Origin of the sequence: Parvibaculum sp. (genome assembly GCF_035325945.1) — a bacterium.
Classification (GTDB): Bacteria; Pseudomonadota; Alphaproteobacteria; order Parvibaculales; family Parvibaculaceae; genus Parvibaculum.
On record NZ_DAOKYX010000019.1, the window covers coordinates 1 to 18647 of the forward strand.

An 18647-nucleotide genomic window follows, 5' to 3' on the forward strand; every position below is an offset into this window, starting at 1 on the left:
TGGCGGAGAGGATGGGATTCGAACCCACGATACGGCTTATCACCGTATAACGGTTTAGCAAACCGCCGCCTTCAGCCTCTCGGCCACCTCTCCGTGCCCCCGTGTATGCCCAAGATTGCGCGCCGCATCAAGCGCGAACTCCCATGAGCAGGGGCCTGATCCAGCCAAATGGCCGGAAATTTCTCAATCGTGATAGCGAATGAGCCCTTCCTGCGCGACCGAGGCCACGAGCCGGCCATCGCGCGTATAGATGCTGCCCCGATTGAAGCCGCGCGCGCCCGATGCGCTGGGGCTGTCCTGGCTGTAGAGCATCCAGTCATTCACCCGGAACGGCTGATGGAACCACATGGCATGGTCGAGGCTCGCCGACTGGAGCTTGCCCGAAACCCAGCTCACGCCATGAGGCCGCACGCAGGTGTCGAGCAGCGTCATGTCCGAGGCATAGGCGAGAATGCACTGGTTGAGCGCGATGTCGTCGTCCACCTCCTTGCGCGCCCGGAACCAGACATGCTGCACCGGCTCCATCGGCTCGGGGTCGATGTAATGCTGCGGGTTCACCGGCCTGATCTCGATCGGGCGCGGCCGCGAAAAATGCTTTGCGATCGCTTCAGGCAGCTTGCCGGCAACGGCCTTCCGCAACTCGCGCTCGCTCGGCAGTTCCTCGGGCGCGGGAATGTCCGGCATCGCCGCCTGATGCTCGAAGCCCTGCTCCGGCACCTGAAACGAGGCGGCGAGATTGAATATCTGCTGGCCGTGCTGGATCGCGACGACGCGCCGCGTGGTGAAGCTCTTGCCGTCGCGCGAGCGGTCGACCTTGTAGAGGATCGGAATTTTGGGATCGCCCGGCCGGATGAAATAGGCGTGGAGCGAATGGCAGACCCGGTTCTCGACCGTCCTGTAGGCAGCGACCAGCGCCTGCCCGATCACCTGCCCGCCAAAGACGCGCTGCCAGCTCACATCGGGGCTGTGTCCGCGAAAGAGATCGACCTCGATCTGTTCGAGGTTGAGAACTTGGATGAGGTCTTCGACGGCGTCGGTCGAGTTGGCTTCTGTCATCTGGGATTCCTGTCGCCGCTTTCGCGCGCTTCTGAAAAGTGCGCGAAACATAAGCATAACGACGGAAGCTGTCACCCGGGTTGAACCGGGAGCCGCACTCGATATCAGGCCCTCAGTGGCTGGCGAGCCACTCCCGCGCCTGCCTCTGCGCTTCGGCGATCTCGGACGGCTTCATTTCCCGCGCGAGTTCCGCGCGGCAGGCCCGTGCCGCCTCGCTGCCCCGCATGGCCGCGAGATTGAACCATTTGTGCGCCGTGACGAGATCGACCTCGACGCCATTTCCCGTCGAATAGATCAGTCCCAGATCGTAAAGCGCGTCGCACTTGCTGTTATCGGCCGCAAGCGCGCCCTTCTCCATCACGTCGAGCTGCACACGTGCCATGTGCCACCTCCTCGAGTTCAGCGGCCCTCGCCCGGAACCCTGTCCGCAGAAGGCAGCCGCCTATCCTTTGCAAGGTCCCCCTTGCCCCGAGGTAAAGCATTTCACCGTCGCGCTGAAAAAATGGTTAACGCATCGGATTTGAGGCAAAATGAATTGATGCCGCTCAGGCTCGCGGGCGGCCCCCGGTGGCGAATGTGCGCATGATCGCGGAGGGGTCAGACTTTCGGCACCGCCATGCCGCGCTGCACGGCCGGACGCGCGCCCACCTGCCTGATCCAGCGCCGCGTATGGGGAGCCTCGCCCACAAGCTCGGGCCGGGCCTTCGCGATGAGATCGAGCGAGGGCGCGATCCAGGGATAGGTGATGATGTCGGCGATCGAATAATCGCCGCCGAGAAACTGCGCTTCGCCGAGACGCTTCTCCATCACCCCGATGAGCCGCGCTGCCTCCCTGGCATAGCGGTCGATCGCATAGGGAATTTTCTCCGGTGAAGCGTTCATGAAATGGTTGAGCTGGCCGAACATCGGCCCGACACCGCCGATCTGCCACATGAGCCATTCGAGCGCATTGCTGCGCTGGCGTCCTCTCGGAGCCAGAAACTTGCCCGTCTTCTCCGCGAGATAAATGAGGATCGCACCCGACTCGAATACGGAGAGCGGCCCCTCCTCCGCATCCCGGTCGACGATGGCCGGAATGCGATTATTGGGGCTGATCCTGAGAAACTCCGGCGCGAACTGCTCGCCCTTGCCGATATTGACCGGATGCACGGTGTAATCGAGGCCGCATTCCTCGAGCATGATGGAAGCCTTGCGTCCGTTGGGCGTCGTCCAGGTATAGAGATCGATCATCCGCTTCTCCTGCTGATGCATGGCGGAGGAAACCGCTGGCCTGTGCCGCCCGCGTTCCGTCACATCACGCATATAGATTGTCGGCGCGCCGGATGCGATGGCGTCTCAATATTCGGCGGTCACTTCGATGTGATGATGCCGATGGCGGGCGCAGACATAAGGCTCGATGCTGTAGCTCCCGGCCGGAAGCGACATGCCCACCGCCTGCTGCGGATCGAGAAAATTCGCGACCGGGTCGCCCCTCTCGTTCCTGATCGTGAAGCCGTAGGTGCCATCCATGACGCGGACGATGCGGCCCTCGCGAGGAAGCGTGAGCCCCGTCCCCCACGCCGTCTTGGAATGATAGTTGTCCTTCATCACCAGAGTGCCGCTGCCGGTGACCGTTTCGGCCCGGGCATCCGCGCCGGAAAGGACGGCGCAGGCAAGAAGCCCGGCGGCAAGGATCGCATATCTGTCCATTCGCACACCTCTCGCTCGCCCGCGCGAAATTACATCTGATGCGAGCCCCCGAAAAACAATCAGCGTGCCCGATCTCTCGAGCACGCTGAAGCTTATCAAGCGGCCAACCCGGCGTTAAGCCCGGCTGCTCTTTCGTGCGCGTTGCCCGAACAGCACTTTGCGCGCCTGTTCGGCTTCCTTGGTCTTGTCCCCGAGTGTCCCCCGGCGCCAATCGCGCCCAAGGGCAAAGCCTCTCTTGACTGCCGGCCGGGCGCCAACCCGCTCGAACCAGTCTTTGAGGCGAGGAAAGTCTTCAAGCCGCTGGCCCTGGTTCTTGTAGGGTACGACCCAGCCCCAGCAGGCTATATCTGCGATCGAATAGCGCCCGGCGAGGTAGTCGCGGTCCTTGAGGCGCCGTTCCATGACGCCGTAAAGCCGGTTCACTTCGTCCGTGTAGCGCTTGATCGCATACGGGATCTTCTCCTGGGCGTACTGGCGGAAATGATGGGCTTGGCCCGCCATGGGGCCAAGCCCAGCCATCTGCCAGAACAGCCATTGGTCGACCTCAACTCTCTGACGCTCACTCGCGGGGTAGAACTTTCCCGTCTTGCGCCCTAGATATTGAAGGATTGCCCCCGACTCAAAGATCGAGATCGGTTTTCCCCCTGGACCGTCCGGGTCCACGATGGCTGGCATCCGGTTGTTCGGCGCGATCCTCAGAAAGGACGGCCTGAACTGGTCGCCAACTCCGATATTCACCGGCCTGACCACGTAAGGCAGCTTGCACTCCTCCAGCATGATCGAGATCTTCCAGCCGTTTGGCGTCGGCCAGTAATAGAGTTCGATCGGTTTCGGCTGGCTCCCCTTTGCGGGAGTCGACCGACTGGAGGCGCGCGTCACCGCTTTTGCGGTCGCGGCAGGCCGGCGACTACCGGTCATTACTTCTTTGCAGCCGGCTTCCGCTTCGCGGCGGGCTTCTTCGCCGCCGGCTTCTTGACGGCGGCCTTCTTGGCTGCCGGCTTCTTCGCCGCAACCTTCTTCACGGCGGGCTTCTTCGCCGCGGTCGCCTTCTTGGCGGCGGGCTTCTTCGCTGCCGGCTTCTTGGCGGCTACCTTCTTGGCTGCGGGCTTCTTCGCCGCAACCTTCTTCACGGCGGGCTTCTTCGCCGCGGTGGCCTTCTTCGCGGTGGTCGCCTTCTTCGCGGCGGGCTTGCGCTTCGCCGGCGCCTTCTTCGCAGCCGTCGTGCGGGCGGCGAGCTTCTTCACGGTCTTCGCCTTCGCAGCGGGTTTCTTCGCAGCAGGCTTCTTGGCCGCAGCCGGTTTCTTGGCGGCGGGTTTCGCTTTAGCTTTCGTAGCCATGTTTCTCTAGCTCCTGATGTGCCGTTATCGTTGGCGACAATCCACTGACTCGCAACGCACACACTTGATCGCGCCCTCGTACCCCTCAGACGCGGGAAATAATATGAGCGCGGTCAATGGTCTCCGCAACACACTGTTGCATTTTTGTGCAAGCGTATCCCGCCCACTCTCTGCGGAAAGTGGTTGACAAACGGTTGATCGGAGCCCTTGAAAAATTCGTCAGCCGTCGGACGATAGGCCGAGCTTGGCTGCCAGAATTTGATTCACGACTTGCGGATTTGCCTTGCCAGACGTGGATTTCATGACTTGTCCGACAAACCAGCCTGCAAGAGCGGGTTTTGATTTTATCTGTTCGACCTTGTCCGGGTTGGCGGCGATGACGGCGTCGATGGCCGCCTCGATGGCGCCCGTATCGGTCACCTGGCGCAGACCTTCCTTTTCGACGATTTCGGCGGGGTCGCCGCCCGTTTTGTACATCGAATCAAAAATCTGCTTCGCGATTCGCCCGGAGATGGTGCCGTCCGAAATGAGGTCGATGAGCTTTCCGAGATGCTCGGCGGAGACCGGAGACGTCTCGATCGAGTGCCCTTCCCGGTTCAGCGCGCCGAAGAGTTCGACCGTCACCCAGTTCGCCGCGAGCTTCGGATCGCGTCCCTTGGCCACCGCCTCGTAATAGTCCGCAGTCGCCCGCTCGCCGACGAGAACGGTCGCGTCATAGGCGGAGAGTCCGTACTCCGACATAAGCCGCGCCTTCTTGTCGTCCGGGAGTTCCGGCAGGCCGGCCTCGATCGCATCGACTTCGGCCTGAGAGAGTTCCAGCGGCAGAAGATCGGGATCGGGGAAGTAGCGATAGTCATGCGCCTCTTCCTTCGAGCGCATGGAGCGCGTCTCGCCGAGCTTCGGATCGAAGAGGCGCGTCTCCTGATCGATCGTGCCGCCTTCCTCGAGAATTTCGATCTGGCGACGCGCTTCATATTCGATCGCCTGGCCGATGAAGCGGATCGAATTGACGTTCTTGATCTCGCAGCGCGTGCCGAGCGGGCCGCCGGGGCGGCGCACCGAGACGTTCACGTCGGCGCGCAGGCTGCCTTCTTCCATATTGCCGTCGCAGGTGCCGAGATAGCGCAGGATCGTTCTGAGCTTTGTCACGTAAGCCTTTGCTTCGTCGGCAGAACGCATATCCGGCTTCGAGACGATTTCCATCAGCGCGACGCCTGCGCGATTGAGATCGACATGGCTCGATGTCGGGCTCTGGTCGTGCACGCTCTTGCCCGCATCCTGTTCCAGATGCAGCCGCTCGATGCCCACGCGCTCCGAGCGCCCGCCCGGAAGATCGATCACGATCTCGCCCTCGCCCACGATCGGGTGCTTGAACTGCGAGATCTGATAGCCCTGCGGCAGATCGGGATAGAAGTAGTTCTTGCGGTCGAAGATCGAGCGCAGATTGACCTTCGCCCTGAGCCCGAGGCCGGTCTTCACCGCCTGCTCGACGCAGTAACGGTTGATGACGGGGAGCATGCCCGGCATGGCCGCGTCGACGAAGCTCACCTGCGTGTTGGGTTCCGCGCCGAAGGCGGTCGATGCGCCGGAGAAGAGCTTGGCGTTGGAACTGACCTGGGCGTGGACCTCGAGACCGAGCACGATTTCCCAATCGCCGGTCGCGCCCTTGATCAGATCTTCGTTACGGGGTTCGCGTTCGCGCATTACGCCCTCCACCAGACTTCGGGTTCGGCCGTGAACCGGGCCGCTTCTTCAAGCGCGTAGGCCGCGCGGAACAATGTCTCCTCGTCGAAGGTGCGGCCGATGAGCTGGAGGCCGAGCGGCAGGCCGTCGCTCGAAAGGCCGGCCGGCACCGAGATGCCCGGAAGCCCGGCGAGGTTCACCGTCACCGTGAAAACATCGTTCAGATACATGGACAGCGGATCGGCGGTCTTCTCGCCGATGGCGAAGGCGGCCGAGGGCGCCGTCGGCGTCAGCAGCACGTCGCACTTGCGATAGGCCTCGGCGAAGTCGCGGGCGATGAGCGTGCGGACCTGCTGGGCCTTGAGGTAGTAGGCGTCGTAATAGCCGGCCGAGAGCACATAGGTGCCGATGAGCACGCGCCGCTTCACCTCCGGCCCGAAGCCCGCGGCGCGGGTCTTCTCATAAAGATCGGTGATGTCCTTGCCCTCGACGCGCAAGCCATAGCGTACGCCGTCATAGCGGGCGAGATTCGAGGAACACTCAGCCGGCGCCACGATGTAATAGGTCGGCAGCGCATATTTGGTGTGCGGCAGGCTCACATCGACGATCTCGGCACCCGCCGCCTTCAGCCACTCGACGCCCTTCGTCCAGAGCGCGTCGATCTCGGCGGGCATGCCGTCGATGCGGTATTCACGCGGAATGCCGACCTTGAGCCCTTTCACGCTCTGGCCGAGCGCGGCCTCATAGTCCGGCACGGGCATGTCGACGCTGGTGGCGTCCTTCTCGTCGTGTCCGGCCATGGAGCGAAGCATGATCGCCGCGTCGCGCACATCGCGCGCGATGGGTCCGGCCTGATCGAGCGAGGAGGCGAAAGCGACGATGCCCCAGCGCGAGCAGCGCCCATAGGTCGGCTTGACGCCGACCGTGCCGGTGAACGCCGCCGGCTGGCGGATGGAGCCGCCCGTATCCGTCGCCGTCGCCGCGAGACAGAGCTTCGCCGCCACCGCCGCGGATGAGCCGCCCGACGAGCCGCCGGGAACGATCTTCGCGTCCGAGCCCTTGCGCCGCCACGGATTGACGACCGGGCCGTAATAGCTCGTCTCGTTGGACGAGCCCATCGCGAACTCGTCATTGTTGAGCTTGCCGAGCATCACAGCGCCGTCGCGCCAGAGGTTCGCGGTCACCTGCGATTCATAAGGCGGCGTGAAGCCGTCGAGAATGTGGCTGCATGCCGTCGTCAGCACGCCCTTCGTCGCGAAGAGATCCTTGATGCCGAGCGGCAGTCCTTCAAGCGGCCCGCCCTCGCCCCTGGCGAGCTTCGCATCCGACGCCTTCGCCATCTCGCGCGCCTTGTCCGGCGTCTCGGTCACGAAGGCGTTGAGAACCTTGCTCTCGCCGACGGCGGCGATATAGGCCTCGGTCAGTTCGAGCGAGGTGATTTCCTTCTTCCGCAGCGCATCGCGCGCGCCGGCCAGCGTCAGCCTGGTCAGATCGGTCATCTCTTACTCCACCACCTTCGGCACGACATAGAAACCGTCCTCGGCCCCCGGCGCATTCATCGTCACTTCCTTTTGCAGATCGCCCGACGACACCACGTCGTCCCGCATCTTCATCCGCATCGCGACCGCGCTCGTCATGGGCTCGACACCGCTGGTGTCGACTTCCCGCAACTGTTCGACCCAGTCGAGAATGGTGTTGAGTTCGCCTGCGAGCGCCGAAAGCTCGTCTTCCCGGACCGCGATCCTCGCGAGCCGGGCGATTTTCCGGACCGTGTTCTGATCGACCGACATTGGCCTGCCTTTGCTATGGTTCGGAGAGGGGATGTGCGCCTGGCCGAAGCGGCCCCGCGCAGTCCAGACTTGCCGACCCCGAATGGAGGAATCCCCCCGAGGGAGGAATCGAGGGGGACCATAACAAAGCCGGAGCGTCAGCCGCAACGACGCGGCTCTTTATATATGGGGATATCCGATTGCGCGCCCCGCAGCGGGCGGCTATCGTCCGCTACCTCATAAATCTTTTAAGGAAAATAACGAGTTGAGCGCCAATGTGAAGAATTTGAGCGAGCTTCGGGCGCTGCTGAGGAAGGGCGAGCGCCTGATGGGGGTCGATCTCGGCTCCAAAACCATCGGCCTTGCGCTCTCCGACATCTCGCTCACCGTCGCATCGCCGCTCGAAACCATCAAGCGGGCCAAATTCACGGCCGACGCCACCCGGCTCCTCGCCCTTGCCACCGAGCACGGCGTGGGCGGCCTCGTCATCGGCCTGCCCGTCAACATGGACGGCAGCGAAGGCCCTGCGGCCCAGTCGGCGCGCGCCTTCGCCCGCAACCTCGAAAAGCTAACGGCCCTCCCCATCGCCTTCTGGGACGAGCGCCTCTCGACGGCCGCCGTCACCCGCACGCTCATCGAAGCGGATGCGAGCCGCGCCCGCCGCGCCGAGCTTGTCGACAAGATGGCCGCCGCGTACATACTGCAAGGCGCGCTGGAGCGCCTGCGGAGCCTGCCCTAGAGCACACGCGGAAACGAGCGGCGGACGAACCGAGAAACCGGAGAGCTTCATTTGCTCCTGATGAAATCCCCGCTCCCGCGCGAGCAACGCCTTCTGCTCCTGCTCGTCGGCAGCTCGCTCTTCATCAACAATTACGACCTCGGCATCTTCGCCCTCGCCCTACCGCAAATTCAGGCGTCCCTGCAAATTCCCGAAGAGCATCTCGGGCTGTATACCGGCGTCATCCGCTTCGGCGTGCTGCTCGCCTTCCCTCTCGCCTTCATGGCCGATGTCGTCGGCAGGCGGCGGCTGCTCATCCTCACCGTGATCGGAATGACGCTTGCAACGGTGCTGAGCGCCTTTGCCCAGACAGCCGCGCAATATCTCATCCTGCAAACACTGGCCCGCTGCTTCTCCTATGCCGAGGAGATGCTTTGCTATGTCATCATCGCGGAGGAGATCGACCCCAAACGGCGCGGCTGGGCGCTCGGGCGCCTCGCCGCCCTCGGCACGCTGGGCTATGGGCTCTCGTCGCTGCTCTATGGCCAGATCGACGCGCTGCCCCATGGCTGGCGCGACTTCTACCTCGTCGGCGCGGCCGGTCTCGTCATCATCCTGTTCGCGCGCCGGAACCTGAAGGAAACGCAGCGCTTCCTCGATCACAGCGCGACACGAACGGCCTCGCAGGGCCTGCGCGATCATCTTCGGCCCATCGTCTCGCTCGCCAGGGCCTATCCCGGCCGCTTCGCCGCGCTGGTGGCCACCACCGCGCCCTATTCGTTCGGTCTTGCCGCCGCCTTCGCCTTCATCTCCAAATTCCTGCAGGAAACCCATGGCTACGCACCGGCGCATGTGGGCTATTTGCAATTCTTCGGCGGGGCGCTGTCGATCCTCGGCTTCTTCGTCGCCGGCCGCGTCAGCGACATTGCCGGACGGCGCGTCGTGCTCGGCGTGTGCATCCCCGTCGTCGTCACCCTCTTCATTCTCTTCTACATGACGGGCGACCCGACGCTCCTCATCGCAAGCTGGATCGGCTGCCTCTTCTTCTATTTCGCCTCCGAGGTGACGCTCTCGGCACTCGGCAGCGAACTCTTCCCGACCTCCTACCGCTCCACCTCCTCTGCCGCGCGCGGCGTCATCAATGTCGCAGCGGGCATTGCAGGTCTCGCCGCCGAAAGCGCGCTCTACCCGATCGTCGGATCGCACGCCATTTCGATCGTCATCCTCCTTGGCATTGCGCCGCTCGCCATCGTTCCGGTCATATTCTTCCTGCCCGAAACGGCGCGCCGCTCACTCGACGAGGTGTCACCCGAGATCGAGCTGGATATCGAAGCCGCTCCGACCCCGTTTCCGTGAGGCCGCATGCTCTCGATCCTCAGTTCCCTCGTTCCGATCTTTCTCGTCATCGGCCTTGGCTTCGCCATGCGGCGCGGCGGCTTCCCGGGCGAGGGGATATGGCTGCCGCTCGACCAGCTCAACTACTACATTCTCTTCCCCGCGCTCCTCACCCACACGCTCGCCGTCGCGGACCTCGAGAATTTCGATGTCTGGCCCATGGCCTGGGCGCTCGCGGCCGGACTGCTCAGCATGGTCGCGATCCTCGTCCTCTCGCAGAGGGTGCGGCCGATCGCCGGGCCTGAATATTCGAGCGTCTTTCAGGGCGCCGTGCGCTGGAACAGCTTCGTCGCCCTTGCCTCCATCGCATCGCTCTACGGCAAGGAAGGCGTCGCGCTCGCGGCCGTTTCCTTCGCCGTGCTTGTTCCCCTCGCCAACATACTTTCGGTGACGGTGCTCACGCGCCATGCCATGGGCATTTCGCCGAAGCCCGCGACCGTCGTGAAGCTGCTGGCGAAGAACCCGCTCATCCTTGCCTGCATTCTCGGCATCTTCCTGAATTCGACCGGCATCGGCCTGCCGGGCCCGCTCGCCATCACCGCGAAAATTCTCGGCGACGCATCGCTCACCCTCGGCCTCATCGCCGTCGGCGGCGGCCTTCGCATCGGTCACATTCTGGAAGCGAAGTGGATCGTCCTGTTCACGAGCGTGCTCAAGCTCCTGGTCATGCCGGCAATGATGATGGGCTATTGCATGCTCTTCGGCGTGACCGGCCTCCCCCGCCTCGTCGTTCTCATCTGCGGCGCGGTACCGGGCGCGACTTCCTCCTATGTGCTCGCCCGCCAGCTCGGCGGCCATATCGAGCTGATGGCGAGCCTCATCACCGGCGGCACGATCCTCGCCATGCTCACAATGCCGCTGATGCTCTGGTTCTTCGGCTGAGCCATCATCCTCGCGCGAGCACGAAGACGGCCGCCGCCATGAGCGCGATCCCCGCCACCATGTCGAGCCGCCAGTGCGGAGGCGCGAGCTTCTGCGCAAGCACGATGACCGCGAGCGCGCCGATGGCGAGGGGGTTCATCACGCCCGCGACGAAGAGCAGCCCCATCAGCGCCGCGCAGCAGCCGAGACAGAACAGGCCGTGCCGGAGCCCCTTGGCGAGATTTCCGCTTCGTGCATGGGCCGCCAGAAATTGCGCGGGCGAGCGGCAGGATTCGAGGCAGACCGATTTCAAGGGCGTCAGCTCGAAGATCCCCGCCGCCGCAAGCAGGGCCGCCCGCGCAAGCGGCGAGCCGAGCCGCATTTCATCCGTCAGCCATGACTGACCGGAAAGATAGGCCTGCAAGAACGCGGCGAGCAGGCTGAAACCGATCCACACCGCGAGATAGCCGCCCGCGAAATTGAGCGTCGCCGCTGCGGGGTTCCTCGCCGGATCGCTGAAGCGCTGGTGCCGCGCGAAGAGCAGCAGCATGGGCGCCGCGCTCGGCAGCATCATGCCGATCATCATGGCGATCCACATCGGCGCGAGCCAGGAAAACGACGCCCAGTCCATCGCCATGGGCATCGCCATGTCCGGCATGTCCTCCATGGTCGGCATGGAGGGGCCTGCGACGAGATAAGCGATGCTGATGGCGACGAGCGCCGAGATCGCAAGCAGGACGACCGCGCGGTCCTGGCGCACCAGCCGTTCCACCAGTGCATCCCCGCTTCGGACTTCGACCATGGCTTCTATCCGGCCTGTCAGCGGACGACGCCGTCGCCCGTCCAGTGCACATTGGCGATGTGGCCATGCCCGGCTGCCCAGCTCAGTGGAATGGCGGCCGCCTTGCCCGTTTCCGTCCTGCTGCTGACGAAATCGGCTTCCGTATATTCGAAGCCGTTGGGCAGGCTCACCCGCGCGACATGCTCCCGCCCGGTGACCGGGTTGTGGATCGGCTCGTCGTTCACCTCGACGACATTTGCGATGCGGAAATGGCCTTGCCGCTTCTTTCGATCAAGCGTGAAGTCGATCGGCACGAAAAGCGGATCGTGCATGCGTGTCAGCGTCGCCGCGAAGACATTGAAGATCGTCGCGCCGGGTTCAGTCTCGCCGCCACTCATGATCGTCAGAAGCGCATTGCGCTGCGCCTCATTGGCGCGCGCGTCGATAAAGGGCTGCGCTTCACCGTCGCCTTGATGAATGGCCTTTGGCCAGGCGAACAATCCTCCGAAGCGGAGGCCGTCAAGTTTCGTTTCGCCGAAATGTCCGCGCTCGATTTCAATGGCCGTCGACGCACGGCAATGCCCATGTGTCGGCAGTGCATTGAATTGGCACGGACAGCCCCAGTCGCAATTGCAGGCCGTGATTTCGACGCCCTTGAGACTCCAGTCTATACGGGCCATGGCGCGCTCCATCGGGTGTGGTCGGACGCATCGGTCATCAGCACGCAAGCAAGAGCAGGACTCTAGACCTTCGGCCGGCACACCTCAATCGACTGCATGCCCAACAAGCGCACTCCTACCTCCAAAGAGTTAGGCGCGTTCAATGCGCGGGCGCGGCACGCTCCAGTATCGCGCACTGATCGGCTCCCGCCGGAAGCGTCCCGTAAAGATCGCCCCAGTCGCGGCCGAGGCGCGACGTGCAATAGGCGCTCGACACATAAGCGGGCGAATGTTTGAGGATGAGCGCGCCAGCCGCGAGCTTCGCCATCACCTCGACGATCTGGCGCGAACGCGCCTCGAGCGAGCCCGGCTCTCTGAACGCATCCTTCAGCGCGTCGAGCGCGCCGTCATAGGCGCGGTTCTCGCCGCGCGCGGTTTCAAATTCGGCGACGACCACGTCAAGCGCCTGCGGTTCGCGGACGAGCGCGCGCAGCACGTCGAGACACATCACATTGCCCGATCCTTCCCAGATCGCGTTCACCGGCATTTCGCGATAGATGCGGCCCGCGATCCCCTCTTCCACATAGCCGTTGCCGCCAAGGCATTCCATCGCCTCATAGGCAAGGTTCGGAGCGCGCTTGCAGACCCAGTATTTCGCCACCGGGGTCATGATGCGCCGGTAGGCGGCTTCCGCCTCATCCGTATGCGCATGATCGAAGGAGCGCGCCACGCGGAAGGAAAGCGCCGTCGCCGCTTCCGTTTCGAGCGCGAGATCGGCGAGCACATTGGCCATGAGCGGCTGGTCGATGAGCTTCTTCTGGAAGACCGTCCGATAGGAGCAATGATGCACGGCCTGCGCCACCGCCTGCCGCATCATGCCCGCGCTCGCCACGGCGCAATCGAGGCGTGTATAGGTCGCCATCTCGATGATGTTGCGCACGCCTCGCCCTTCCTCGCCTATGAGCCAGCCACTCGCCGCCTGAAACTCGACCTCGGAAGAGGCGTTCGAGCGGTTGCCGACCTTCTCCTTCAACCTCTGTATGCGGATCGAGTTCTCCTCGCCATCGGGCGTGAAGCGCGGCATGAGAAAACAGGAAATGCCGCCCGGCGCCTGCGCAAGCACGAGGAAGGCATCGCACATGGGCGCGGAGAAGAACCATTTGTGCCCGGTGATGCGGTATTCGCCGCCCGGCCCGCCCTTGCCCACGGGCTCGGCCGTCGTCGTGTTGGCGCGCACATCCGTGCCGCCCTGCTTCTCGGTCATGCCCATGCCGAAGGTGATGCCCTTCTTCTCCTTCGCCGGGATGAAGCGCTGGTCATATTCGCGCGCGAGGATGCGCGGCACCCACTGCCTGGCGAGATCGGGCTGGAAGAGGAGCGCCGGCACTGCCGCATTGGTCATAGTGATCGGGCAGCCATGTCCCGCCTCGATCTGCGTCATCATGTAGGTGCCCGCGAGCCGGGCCACGACGGCGCCCGGCTTCGGCGTCGAGCCGTCCTTGAGATGGTCCCAGGGCGAGCCGTGAAGGCCCTGCTCGACCGACAGCGCCATGAGCTGATGGTAGGAGGGATGGAACTCGACCCGGTCGATGCGATGCCCGAAGCGGTCGAAGCTTTTCAGCACCGGCAGATAGGTGTTGGCCTGCCGCCCGAGGTCGATGACCTCCTCCGTGCCGATCTTCGCGCCGAACGCCGCAAGGCCGTCCTGCGCCGCGCCGCCGCCTTCCCGCTCCACCGTCTCCATGAGCGCGCGGTCGGATGTGTAGAGATTATAGTTTTCCAACGCCGGCGGCTGGTTAAAGACCTCGTGAGTCGCAAAGGCGCGCGGACTGGTCATGATCTCGCCCTCCATTTCCTGTCCGCGAGAGCCTAGCACGGCACCAAAAATGTGGGGATATCCACGAGAGCCCGCGCCCGCCCTTGCCGCCTCCGGGAATCGGCCCTATACAATCCGGCTTTAATGACAAACGCGGACAAACAGACCGTCCCCCTCTTCCCGCACCGGCACCTGCTGGGCATAGAGGGGCTTTCCCCCCGCGACATCACGTCCCTGCTCGATCTTGCCGACACCTATGTCGAGCAGAACCGGCAGGTGGACAAGAAGGGCTCCGTCCTTCGCGGTCGCACCCAGATCAATCTCTTCTTCGAGGCATCTACGCGCACGCAAAGCTCCTTCGAGCTGGCGGGCAAGCGCCTCGGCGCCGACGTCATGAACATGTCGGTCGCCTCCTCTTCGGTGAAGAAGGGCGAAACGCTGATCGACACGGCGGTGACGCTCAACGCCATGCATCCCGATCTCATCATCATCCGGCATGGCGAATCGGGCGCGGTCGAGCTGCTCTCGCAAAAAGTGTCCTGCTCGGTCGTCAATGCGGGCGACGGCGCCCATGAGCATCCGACCCAGGCGCTGCTCGACGCCCTCACCATCCGCCGTCGCAAGGGCCGCCTCGAAGGGCTCATCGTCGCCATCTGCGGCGACATTCTGCACAGCCGCGTCGCGCGCTCGAACATTCTGCTGCTCAACGCCATGGGCGCGCGCGTCCGCGTCGTCGCGCCGCCCACGCTGCTGCCCAAGGGCGTCGACCGCTTCGGCGTCGAGGTCTTCCACGACATGCGCAAGGGGCTCGAAGGCGTGGACATCGTGATGATGCTTCGCCTCCAGCTCGAACGCATGACCGGCTCCTATGTCCCGTCGCAGCGCGAATACTTCCACTATTACGGCCTCGACCACGAGAAGCTCGCCTTCGCCAAACCCGATGCGCTCATCATGCATCCGGGCCCGATGAACCGCGGCGTCGAGATCGACAGCGCCGTCGCCGACGACATCGACCGCAGCGTCATCCGCGAGCAGGTCGAGATGGGCGTCGCCGTGCGCATGGCCGTCCTCGACGCGCTCGCGCGCAACCTGCCGAACGAGCGCCAGCCATGAGCCGCACAGCCTTCATCAATGCGCGCCTCCTCGACCCCGCTTCGGGCTATGACGAGCCGGGCGGCCTTCTCGTCGAGGATGGACGGATCGCAGATCTCGGCCCGTCGATCTTCGCGGGCGGCCTGCCCGAAGGCGCCGAGATCGTCGATTGCGGCGGCCATGTTCTCGCCCCCGGCCTCATCGACATGCGCGTCTTCACGGGCGAGCCCGGCGCCGAGCATCGCGAGACGCTGCGCACGGCGAGCCACGCGGCGGCGGCGGGCGGCGTCACCACCTTCATCGTCATGCCGAACACGAACCCCGTGATCGACGATGTGGCGCTTGTCGATTTCATCGAGCGGCGCGCGCGCGACACCGGCATCGTTCACATTCACCCCATGGCCGCGCTGACCAAGGGCCTCGCCGGCGCCGAGATGACCGAGATCGGCCTTCTGCGGGAAGCGGGTGCCGTCGCCTTCACCGATGGCGAACAGGCCGTCTCGAACGCGCAGGTCATGCGCCGCGCCATGGCCTACGCCGCGCATTTCGATGCGCTCGTCGTCCAGCATGCGGAAGTGCCGGAGCTTGCCACCGGCGTCATGAACGAGAGCGAGCTTGCAAGCCGCCTCGGGCTTGCGGGCATTCCTGCCGCCGCCGAGACGATCATGATCGAGCGCGACCTGCGCCTCCTCGAACTCACCGGCGGGCGCTACCACGTCGCGCAAGTCTCGTCGGCCGCCTCCGTCGATCTCATCCGCCGCGCCCGGCAGAACGGCCTTAAGGTCACTTGCGGCGTCTCCGCGGCTCACCTCTATCTCAACGAGAACGACGTCCAGAGCTATCGCACCTTCTTCAAGCTCTCGCCGCCGCTCCGCTCCGAGACTGATCGCAAGGCGCTCGTCGCGGGACTTGCCGACGGCACCATCGACGTCATCGTCTCCAGCCACGATCCGCAGGACGCCGAGGTCAAGCGCCGCCCCTTCGCATCGGCGAATTTCGGCGCCATCGGCCTTGAAACCCTGCTGCCCGCCGGCCTCGCCCTCGTTCACAATGGCGACCTGCCGCTGTCCCGGCTTCTCGGCGCCATGACCTATGCACCGGCCGACCTGCTCGGCCTCGCCACGGGCCGCCTCGCGGCCGGGCTGCCCGCCGATCTCGTTCTCATCGATACGGACGTGCCATGGCTCGTCGATGCCGCTAAGCTGCATTCGATCTCGAAGAACACACCCTTCGAGGATCGCCGCATGCAGGGTCGCGCGCTGCGCACCGTTGTGAGCGGCCGCACGGTCTTTGTTCAGGGGGAAGGGGCACGCTGACCATGCTGGTTGAGATCGATTGGGGCACGGCCTGGCCGTGGGCCCTCGCCGCGCTTGCGCTCGGCTATCTGCTGGGCTCGATCCCGTTCGGGTTGATCTTCACACGGATGGCCGGTCTCGGCGACATCCGCGATATCGGCTCCGGCAATATCGGCGCTACCAATGCGCTCAGAACCGGCAACAAATGGGTTGCGGGCGCGACCTTTCTCTGCGATGCGGGCAAGGGCATCGCGGCGGTTCTCCTCGCACGCCACTTCGGGCCTGAGGGCATCGCGCCGACGCTCGCGCTCCTCGCCGCGGCGACCGCTTTCCTCGGCCATCTTTTCCCTGTCTGGCTCGGCTTCAAGGGCGGCAAGGGCTTCTCGACCTTCATCGGCGTCAATCTTGCACTCTACTGGCCGGTTGCCCTGCTCCTCTGCGCGACCTGGCTCGTCGTTGCCGTGCTCTTCCGCTACTCCTCCCTGTCAACACTCGTCGCGGCGACGCTCACCCCGGCCTACCTTTATTTCCTCGGCCAGAACTCGATCCTTCCACTGAGCATTTTTCTCGTTATCATGATCTTCATCGCCCATCGCGGCAACATCGCCCGCCTTATCGCCGGCACCGAATCGCGCATCGGCGCTAAAAAATGACTGGCGCGCTCAGCGCGGCCGAACGGCTCGCCCGGCTCCGGCTGGCCCGCAGCGAGACCGTCGGCCCGGTCACCTTCAGCGAATTGCTCCAGCACTTCCCGAACGCTGTCGAGGCGCTCGAAGCGCTGCCAGCGCTCGCCCGGCGCGGCGGCCGCAAATCCCTGCCCCACATTCCAGGCCGCGTCGAAGCCGAACGCGAGATCGCGGCCGTTGAAGCAGCGGGAGGGCGCCTCCTCGTTTATGGCGATGCCGATTTCCCGCGCCGCCTTGCGATGATCGATCCGCCACCGCCCGTCATCACGGTCCGCGGCGCGCTCCATCTCGCCACGCGAAAGACCGTCGCCATCGTCGGGTCGCGCAACGCATCCGCTGCGGGCGCGAGGATCGCCGCGACCATCGCCCGCGATCTCGGCCAGGAAGGCTATGTCGTCGCCTCGGGACTTGCCCGCGGCATCGATGCGGCGGCCCATCGGGCCTCGCTCGATGGCGGAACCATCGGCGTCGTCGGCGGCGGTCTCGATGTCGTCTATCCGGAGGAGAACCGCCAGCTCCATGAGCAGGTTGCGGAGCGCGGCCTGCTCGTGGCCGAAATGCCGCTCGGCACGCAGCCGCGCGGCAAGCTCTTCCCGCGTCGCAATCGCATCATCTCCGGCCTCGCGCTCGGCGTCGTCGTCGTCGAAGCGGCCATGCGCTCGGGCTCTCTCATCACGGCGCGCTTCGCGCTCGAACAGGGCCGCGATGTCTTCGCCGTTCCCGGCTCACCGCTCGACCCGCGCGCCCATGGCTCCAACAGCCTCATCAAGCAGGGTGCCGCTCTCGTCGAATCGGCCGCGGATGTGATCGCGGCGCTTGCTCAGACGTCGGCCTCTCCCTTCGCGGAGCCGGACACGCCGGGCTTCACCCGGCGACCGGCCATGGCGGTGGCCGAACCCGACGCGGAGATGCGCGCGCTCATCACCTCCGCCCTGAGCCCGACGCCAACGGCAATCGACGACATCGTCCGGCAGACCGGCCTTGCCGTGCCGCACATTCGCATGGTGCTTCTGGAACTGGATCTGGCCGGAAGGCTCCACCGCTCGCCCGGCGACCGCGTCAGCCTGCTTCCGGCGGAACAGCCATCCGGCGGCTAGCTGCCATTTGCGCTGGCGGCAGGTGCTCGCTCGACGGCGGAACGGCCGAGCGTCAGCAACCTTGCCTCCTCGACCGCCATGCCGATCAGATAAGAGAGAAAGCGGTGTCTGCGCGCCACGGCAAGCCGCCGCGCGCCTATGAGCAGTTCGAGGAGATAGACGGCGATCTCCCGTTCGGAAGCTTCCGCGGAGCAGGAGGATGGCGCCGCTCCTTCCTCCGCCATGAGCGACGGGCCGACCGCCGATGCCTTGGCCGAACTCCCAAAAGACGATGCGTCGATGATGCCGCGCATATTCACCTCCCCTCGGTCTGGTATGACGAAACCCTGTCAGACCACCCCAAGAGACTACATCCTTATGATTATAATGACAAATAATTCCAATCCCTATTATTTATAATCGAATTCGACCCTTTGGTGTGGCCTTCGGCCCCCACATATGCGACGCGGCAGCCAAATCCAGTTTTCCGCGGATTTCTGCGGCATTTGACAGCCCCTCCTCTTTTCCTCATGTTCTGCCAACTGTTGACCGAGCCGACGGCGGCGGCGGCCAGCCAGCCGTCTTGCTCATCGGCAAGGTGCCATCCCGGTTCGGTCGGAGGCCGGGTTGCTGCCGGTTGCGCAGGGATACGCCCTCGCCCGCCGCTGGCTGAGAGGCTTCGGCCGGCCCGAATTCGCCGAATCGGGCCGTTGCGAATTTGGAGAGCCAGAGCA

20 protein-coding genes and 1 tRNA gene are annotated in these 18647 nt (G+C 64.5%); 7 read left to right on the top strand and 14 right to left on the bottom strand.

The genetic code is table 11. From position 1 onward, the window contains the following. From PKA57_RS10165 to gatC, 10 genes are all read right to left on the bottom strand, one after another. A tRNA-Ser gene (locus tag PKA57_RS10165) sits at positions 1 to 93 on the bottom strand. A 90-nt stretch (positions 94 to 183) separates the two neighbouring features. Then, on the bottom strand, positions 184 to 1056 hold the full coding sequence (gene tesB, locus PKA57_RS10170; protein WP_324300160.1) for an acyl-CoA thioesterase II: 873 nt from the start codon (positions 1054 to 1056) through the stop codon (positions 184 to 186). A 112-nt stretch (positions 1057 to 1168) separates the two neighbouring features. Further along, positions 1169 to 1438 carry a hypothetical protein gene (locus tag PKA57_RS10175; protein WP_324300162.1) on the bottom strand — a complete coding sequence of 90 codons (270 nt, stop codon included), beginning with the start codon at positions 1436 to 1438 and terminating at the stop codon, positions 1169 to 1171. Positions 1439 to 1653: 215 nt separating this feature from the next. After that, complete coding sequence (locus tag PKA57_RS10180) at positions 1654 to 2286, bottom strand: glutathione S-transferase N-terminal domain-containing protein (protein WP_324300164.1); 633 nt, start codon at positions 2284 to 2286, stop codon at positions 1654 to 1656. 105 nt (positions 2287 to 2391) lie between these two features. After that, on the bottom strand, positions 2392 to 2745 hold the full coding sequence (locus tag PKA57_RS10185) for a hypothetical protein (RefSeq protein WP_324300167.1): 354 nt from the start codon (positions 2743 to 2745) through the stop codon (positions 2392 to 2394). 114 nt (positions 2746 to 2859) lie between these two features. After that, positions 2860 to 3663, bottom strand: a complete 804-nt coding sequence (locus PKA57_RS10190; protein WP_324300169.1) for a glutathione S-transferase N-terminal domain-containing protein — start codon at positions 3661 to 3663, stop codon at positions 2860 to 2862. Further along, positions 3663 to 4082 carry a histone H1-like repetitive region-containing protein gene (locus PKA57_RS10195; RefSeq protein ID WP_324300171.1) on the bottom strand — a complete coding sequence of 140 codons (420 nt, stop codon included), beginning with the start codon at positions 4080 to 4082 and terminating at the stop codon, positions 3663 to 3665. Before PKA57_RS10195 ends, PKA57_RS10190 begins: the two co-directional genes overlap by 1 nt. 219 nt (positions 4083 to 4301) lie before the next feature. Then, positions 4302 to 5786, bottom strand: coding sequence for an Asp-tRNA(Asn)/Glu-tRNA(Gln) amidotransferase subunit GatB (gene gatB, locus PKA57_RS10200; RefSeq protein ID WP_324300173.1), 1485 nt, complete (start codon positions 5784 to 5786; stop codon positions 4302 to 4304). Next, positions 5786 to 7264, bottom strand: coding sequence for an Asp-tRNA(Asn)/Glu-tRNA(Gln) amidotransferase subunit GatA (gene gatA, locus PKA57_RS10205; RefSeq protein WP_324300175.1), 1479 nt, complete (start codon positions 7262 to 7264; stop codon positions 5786 to 5788). The genes gatB and gatA overlap by 1 nt, the downstream gene beginning before the upstream one ends. Positions 7265 to 7267: 3 nt before the next feature. Continuing rightward, positions 7268 to 7555 (bottom strand): Asp-tRNA(Asn)/Glu-tRNA(Gln) amidotransferase subunit GatC, encoded by a 288-nt coding sequence (gene gatC / locus PKA57_RS10210; RefSeq protein ID WP_324300177.1) that lies wholly within the window; start codon positions 7553 to 7555, stop codon positions 7268 to 7270. 307 nt (positions 7556 to 7862) lie between these two features. Between gatC and ruvX the strand changes: the two genes are divergently transcribed. From ruvX to PKA57_RS10225, 3 genes are read left to right on the top strand one after another with little or no spacing between them, the layout of a single operon-like run. Continuing rightward, complete coding sequence (gene ruvX / locus PKA57_RS10215; protein WP_324300260.1) at positions 7863 to 8273, top strand: Holliday junction resolvase RuvX; 411 nt, start codon at positions 7863 to 7865, stop codon at positions 8271 to 8273. A 60-nt stretch (positions 8274 to 8333) separates the two neighbouring features. Further along, entirely contained in the window at positions 8334 to 9608 is a 1275-nt protein-coding gene (locus PKA57_RS10220) for an MFS transporter (RefSeq protein ID WP_324300179.1), read from the top strand. A 6-nt stretch (positions 9609 to 9614) separates the two neighbouring features. Continuing rightward, a complete protein-coding gene (locus PKA57_RS10225) occupies positions 9615 to 10529 on the top strand; it encodes an AEC family transporter (RefSeq protein ID WP_324300180.1) in 915 nt (304 codons plus the stop codon). Positions 10530 to 10533: 4 nt separating this feature from the next. Here PKA57_RS10225 and PKA57_RS10230 read toward each other — a convergent pair whose 3' ends face one another. From PKA57_RS10230 to PKA57_RS10240, 3 genes are all read right to left on the bottom strand, one after another. Beyond that, a complete protein-coding gene (locus PKA57_RS10230; protein ID WP_324300183.1) occupies positions 10534 to 11310 on the bottom strand; it encodes a DUF2182 domain-containing protein in 777 nt (258 codons plus the stop codon). A gap of 17 nt (positions 11311 to 11327) precedes the next feature. Then, entirely contained in the window at positions 11328 to 11969 is a 642-nt protein-coding gene (locus PKA57_RS10235; RefSeq protein WP_324300185.1) for a DUF1326 domain-containing protein, read from the bottom strand. 139 nt (positions 11970 to 12108) lie between these two features. Continuing rightward, positions 12109 to 13785 (bottom strand): isovaleryl-CoA dehydrogenase, encoded by a 1677-nt coding sequence (locus PKA57_RS10240; RefSeq protein WP_324300188.1) that lies wholly within the window; start codon positions 13783 to 13785, stop codon positions 12109 to 12111. A 123-nt stretch (positions 13786 to 13908) separates the two neighbouring features. On the opposite strand from PKA57_RS10240, the gene PKA57_RS10245 reads away from it, so the two are divergent. The 4 genes from PKA57_RS10245 to dprA are packed head-to-tail and all read left to right on the top strand — an operon-like array spanning position 13909 to position 17934. Continuing rightward, entirely contained in the window at positions 13909 to 14877 is a 969-nt protein-coding gene (locus PKA57_RS10245) for an aspartate carbamoyltransferase catalytic subunit (protein ID WP_324300190.1), read from the top strand. After that, positions 14874 to 16172: a dihydroorotase gene (locus PKA57_RS10250; protein WP_324300192.1), complete on the top strand. Its 1299-nt coding sequence runs from the start codon at positions 14874 to 14876 to the stop codon at positions 16170 to 16172. The genes PKA57_RS10245 and PKA57_RS10250 overlap by 4 nt, the downstream gene beginning before the upstream one ends. 2 nt (positions 16173 to 16174) lie before the next feature. Further along, on the top strand, positions 16175 to 16804 hold the full coding sequence (plsY, locus tag PKA57_RS10255) for a glycerol-3-phosphate 1-O-acyltransferase PlsY (protein WP_324300194.1): 630 nt from the start codon (positions 16175 to 16177) through the stop codon (positions 16802 to 16804). Continuing rightward, complete coding sequence (dprA, locus tag PKA57_RS10260) at positions 16801 to 17934, top strand: DNA-processing protein DprA (RefSeq protein ID WP_324300196.1); 1134 nt, start codon at positions 16801 to 16803, stop codon at positions 17932 to 17934. The genes plsY and dprA overlap by 4 nt, the downstream gene beginning before the upstream one ends. Here the strand turns inward: dprA and PKA57_RS10265 are convergent. Beyond that, positions 17931 to 18227, bottom strand: coding sequence for a hypothetical protein (locus PKA57_RS10265; protein ID WP_324300198.1), 297 nt, complete (start codon positions 18225 to 18227; stop codon positions 17931 to 17933). The genes dprA and PKA57_RS10265 overlap by 4 nt on opposite strands. Between the last annotated feature and the right edge of the window lie 420 nt (positions 18228 to 18647).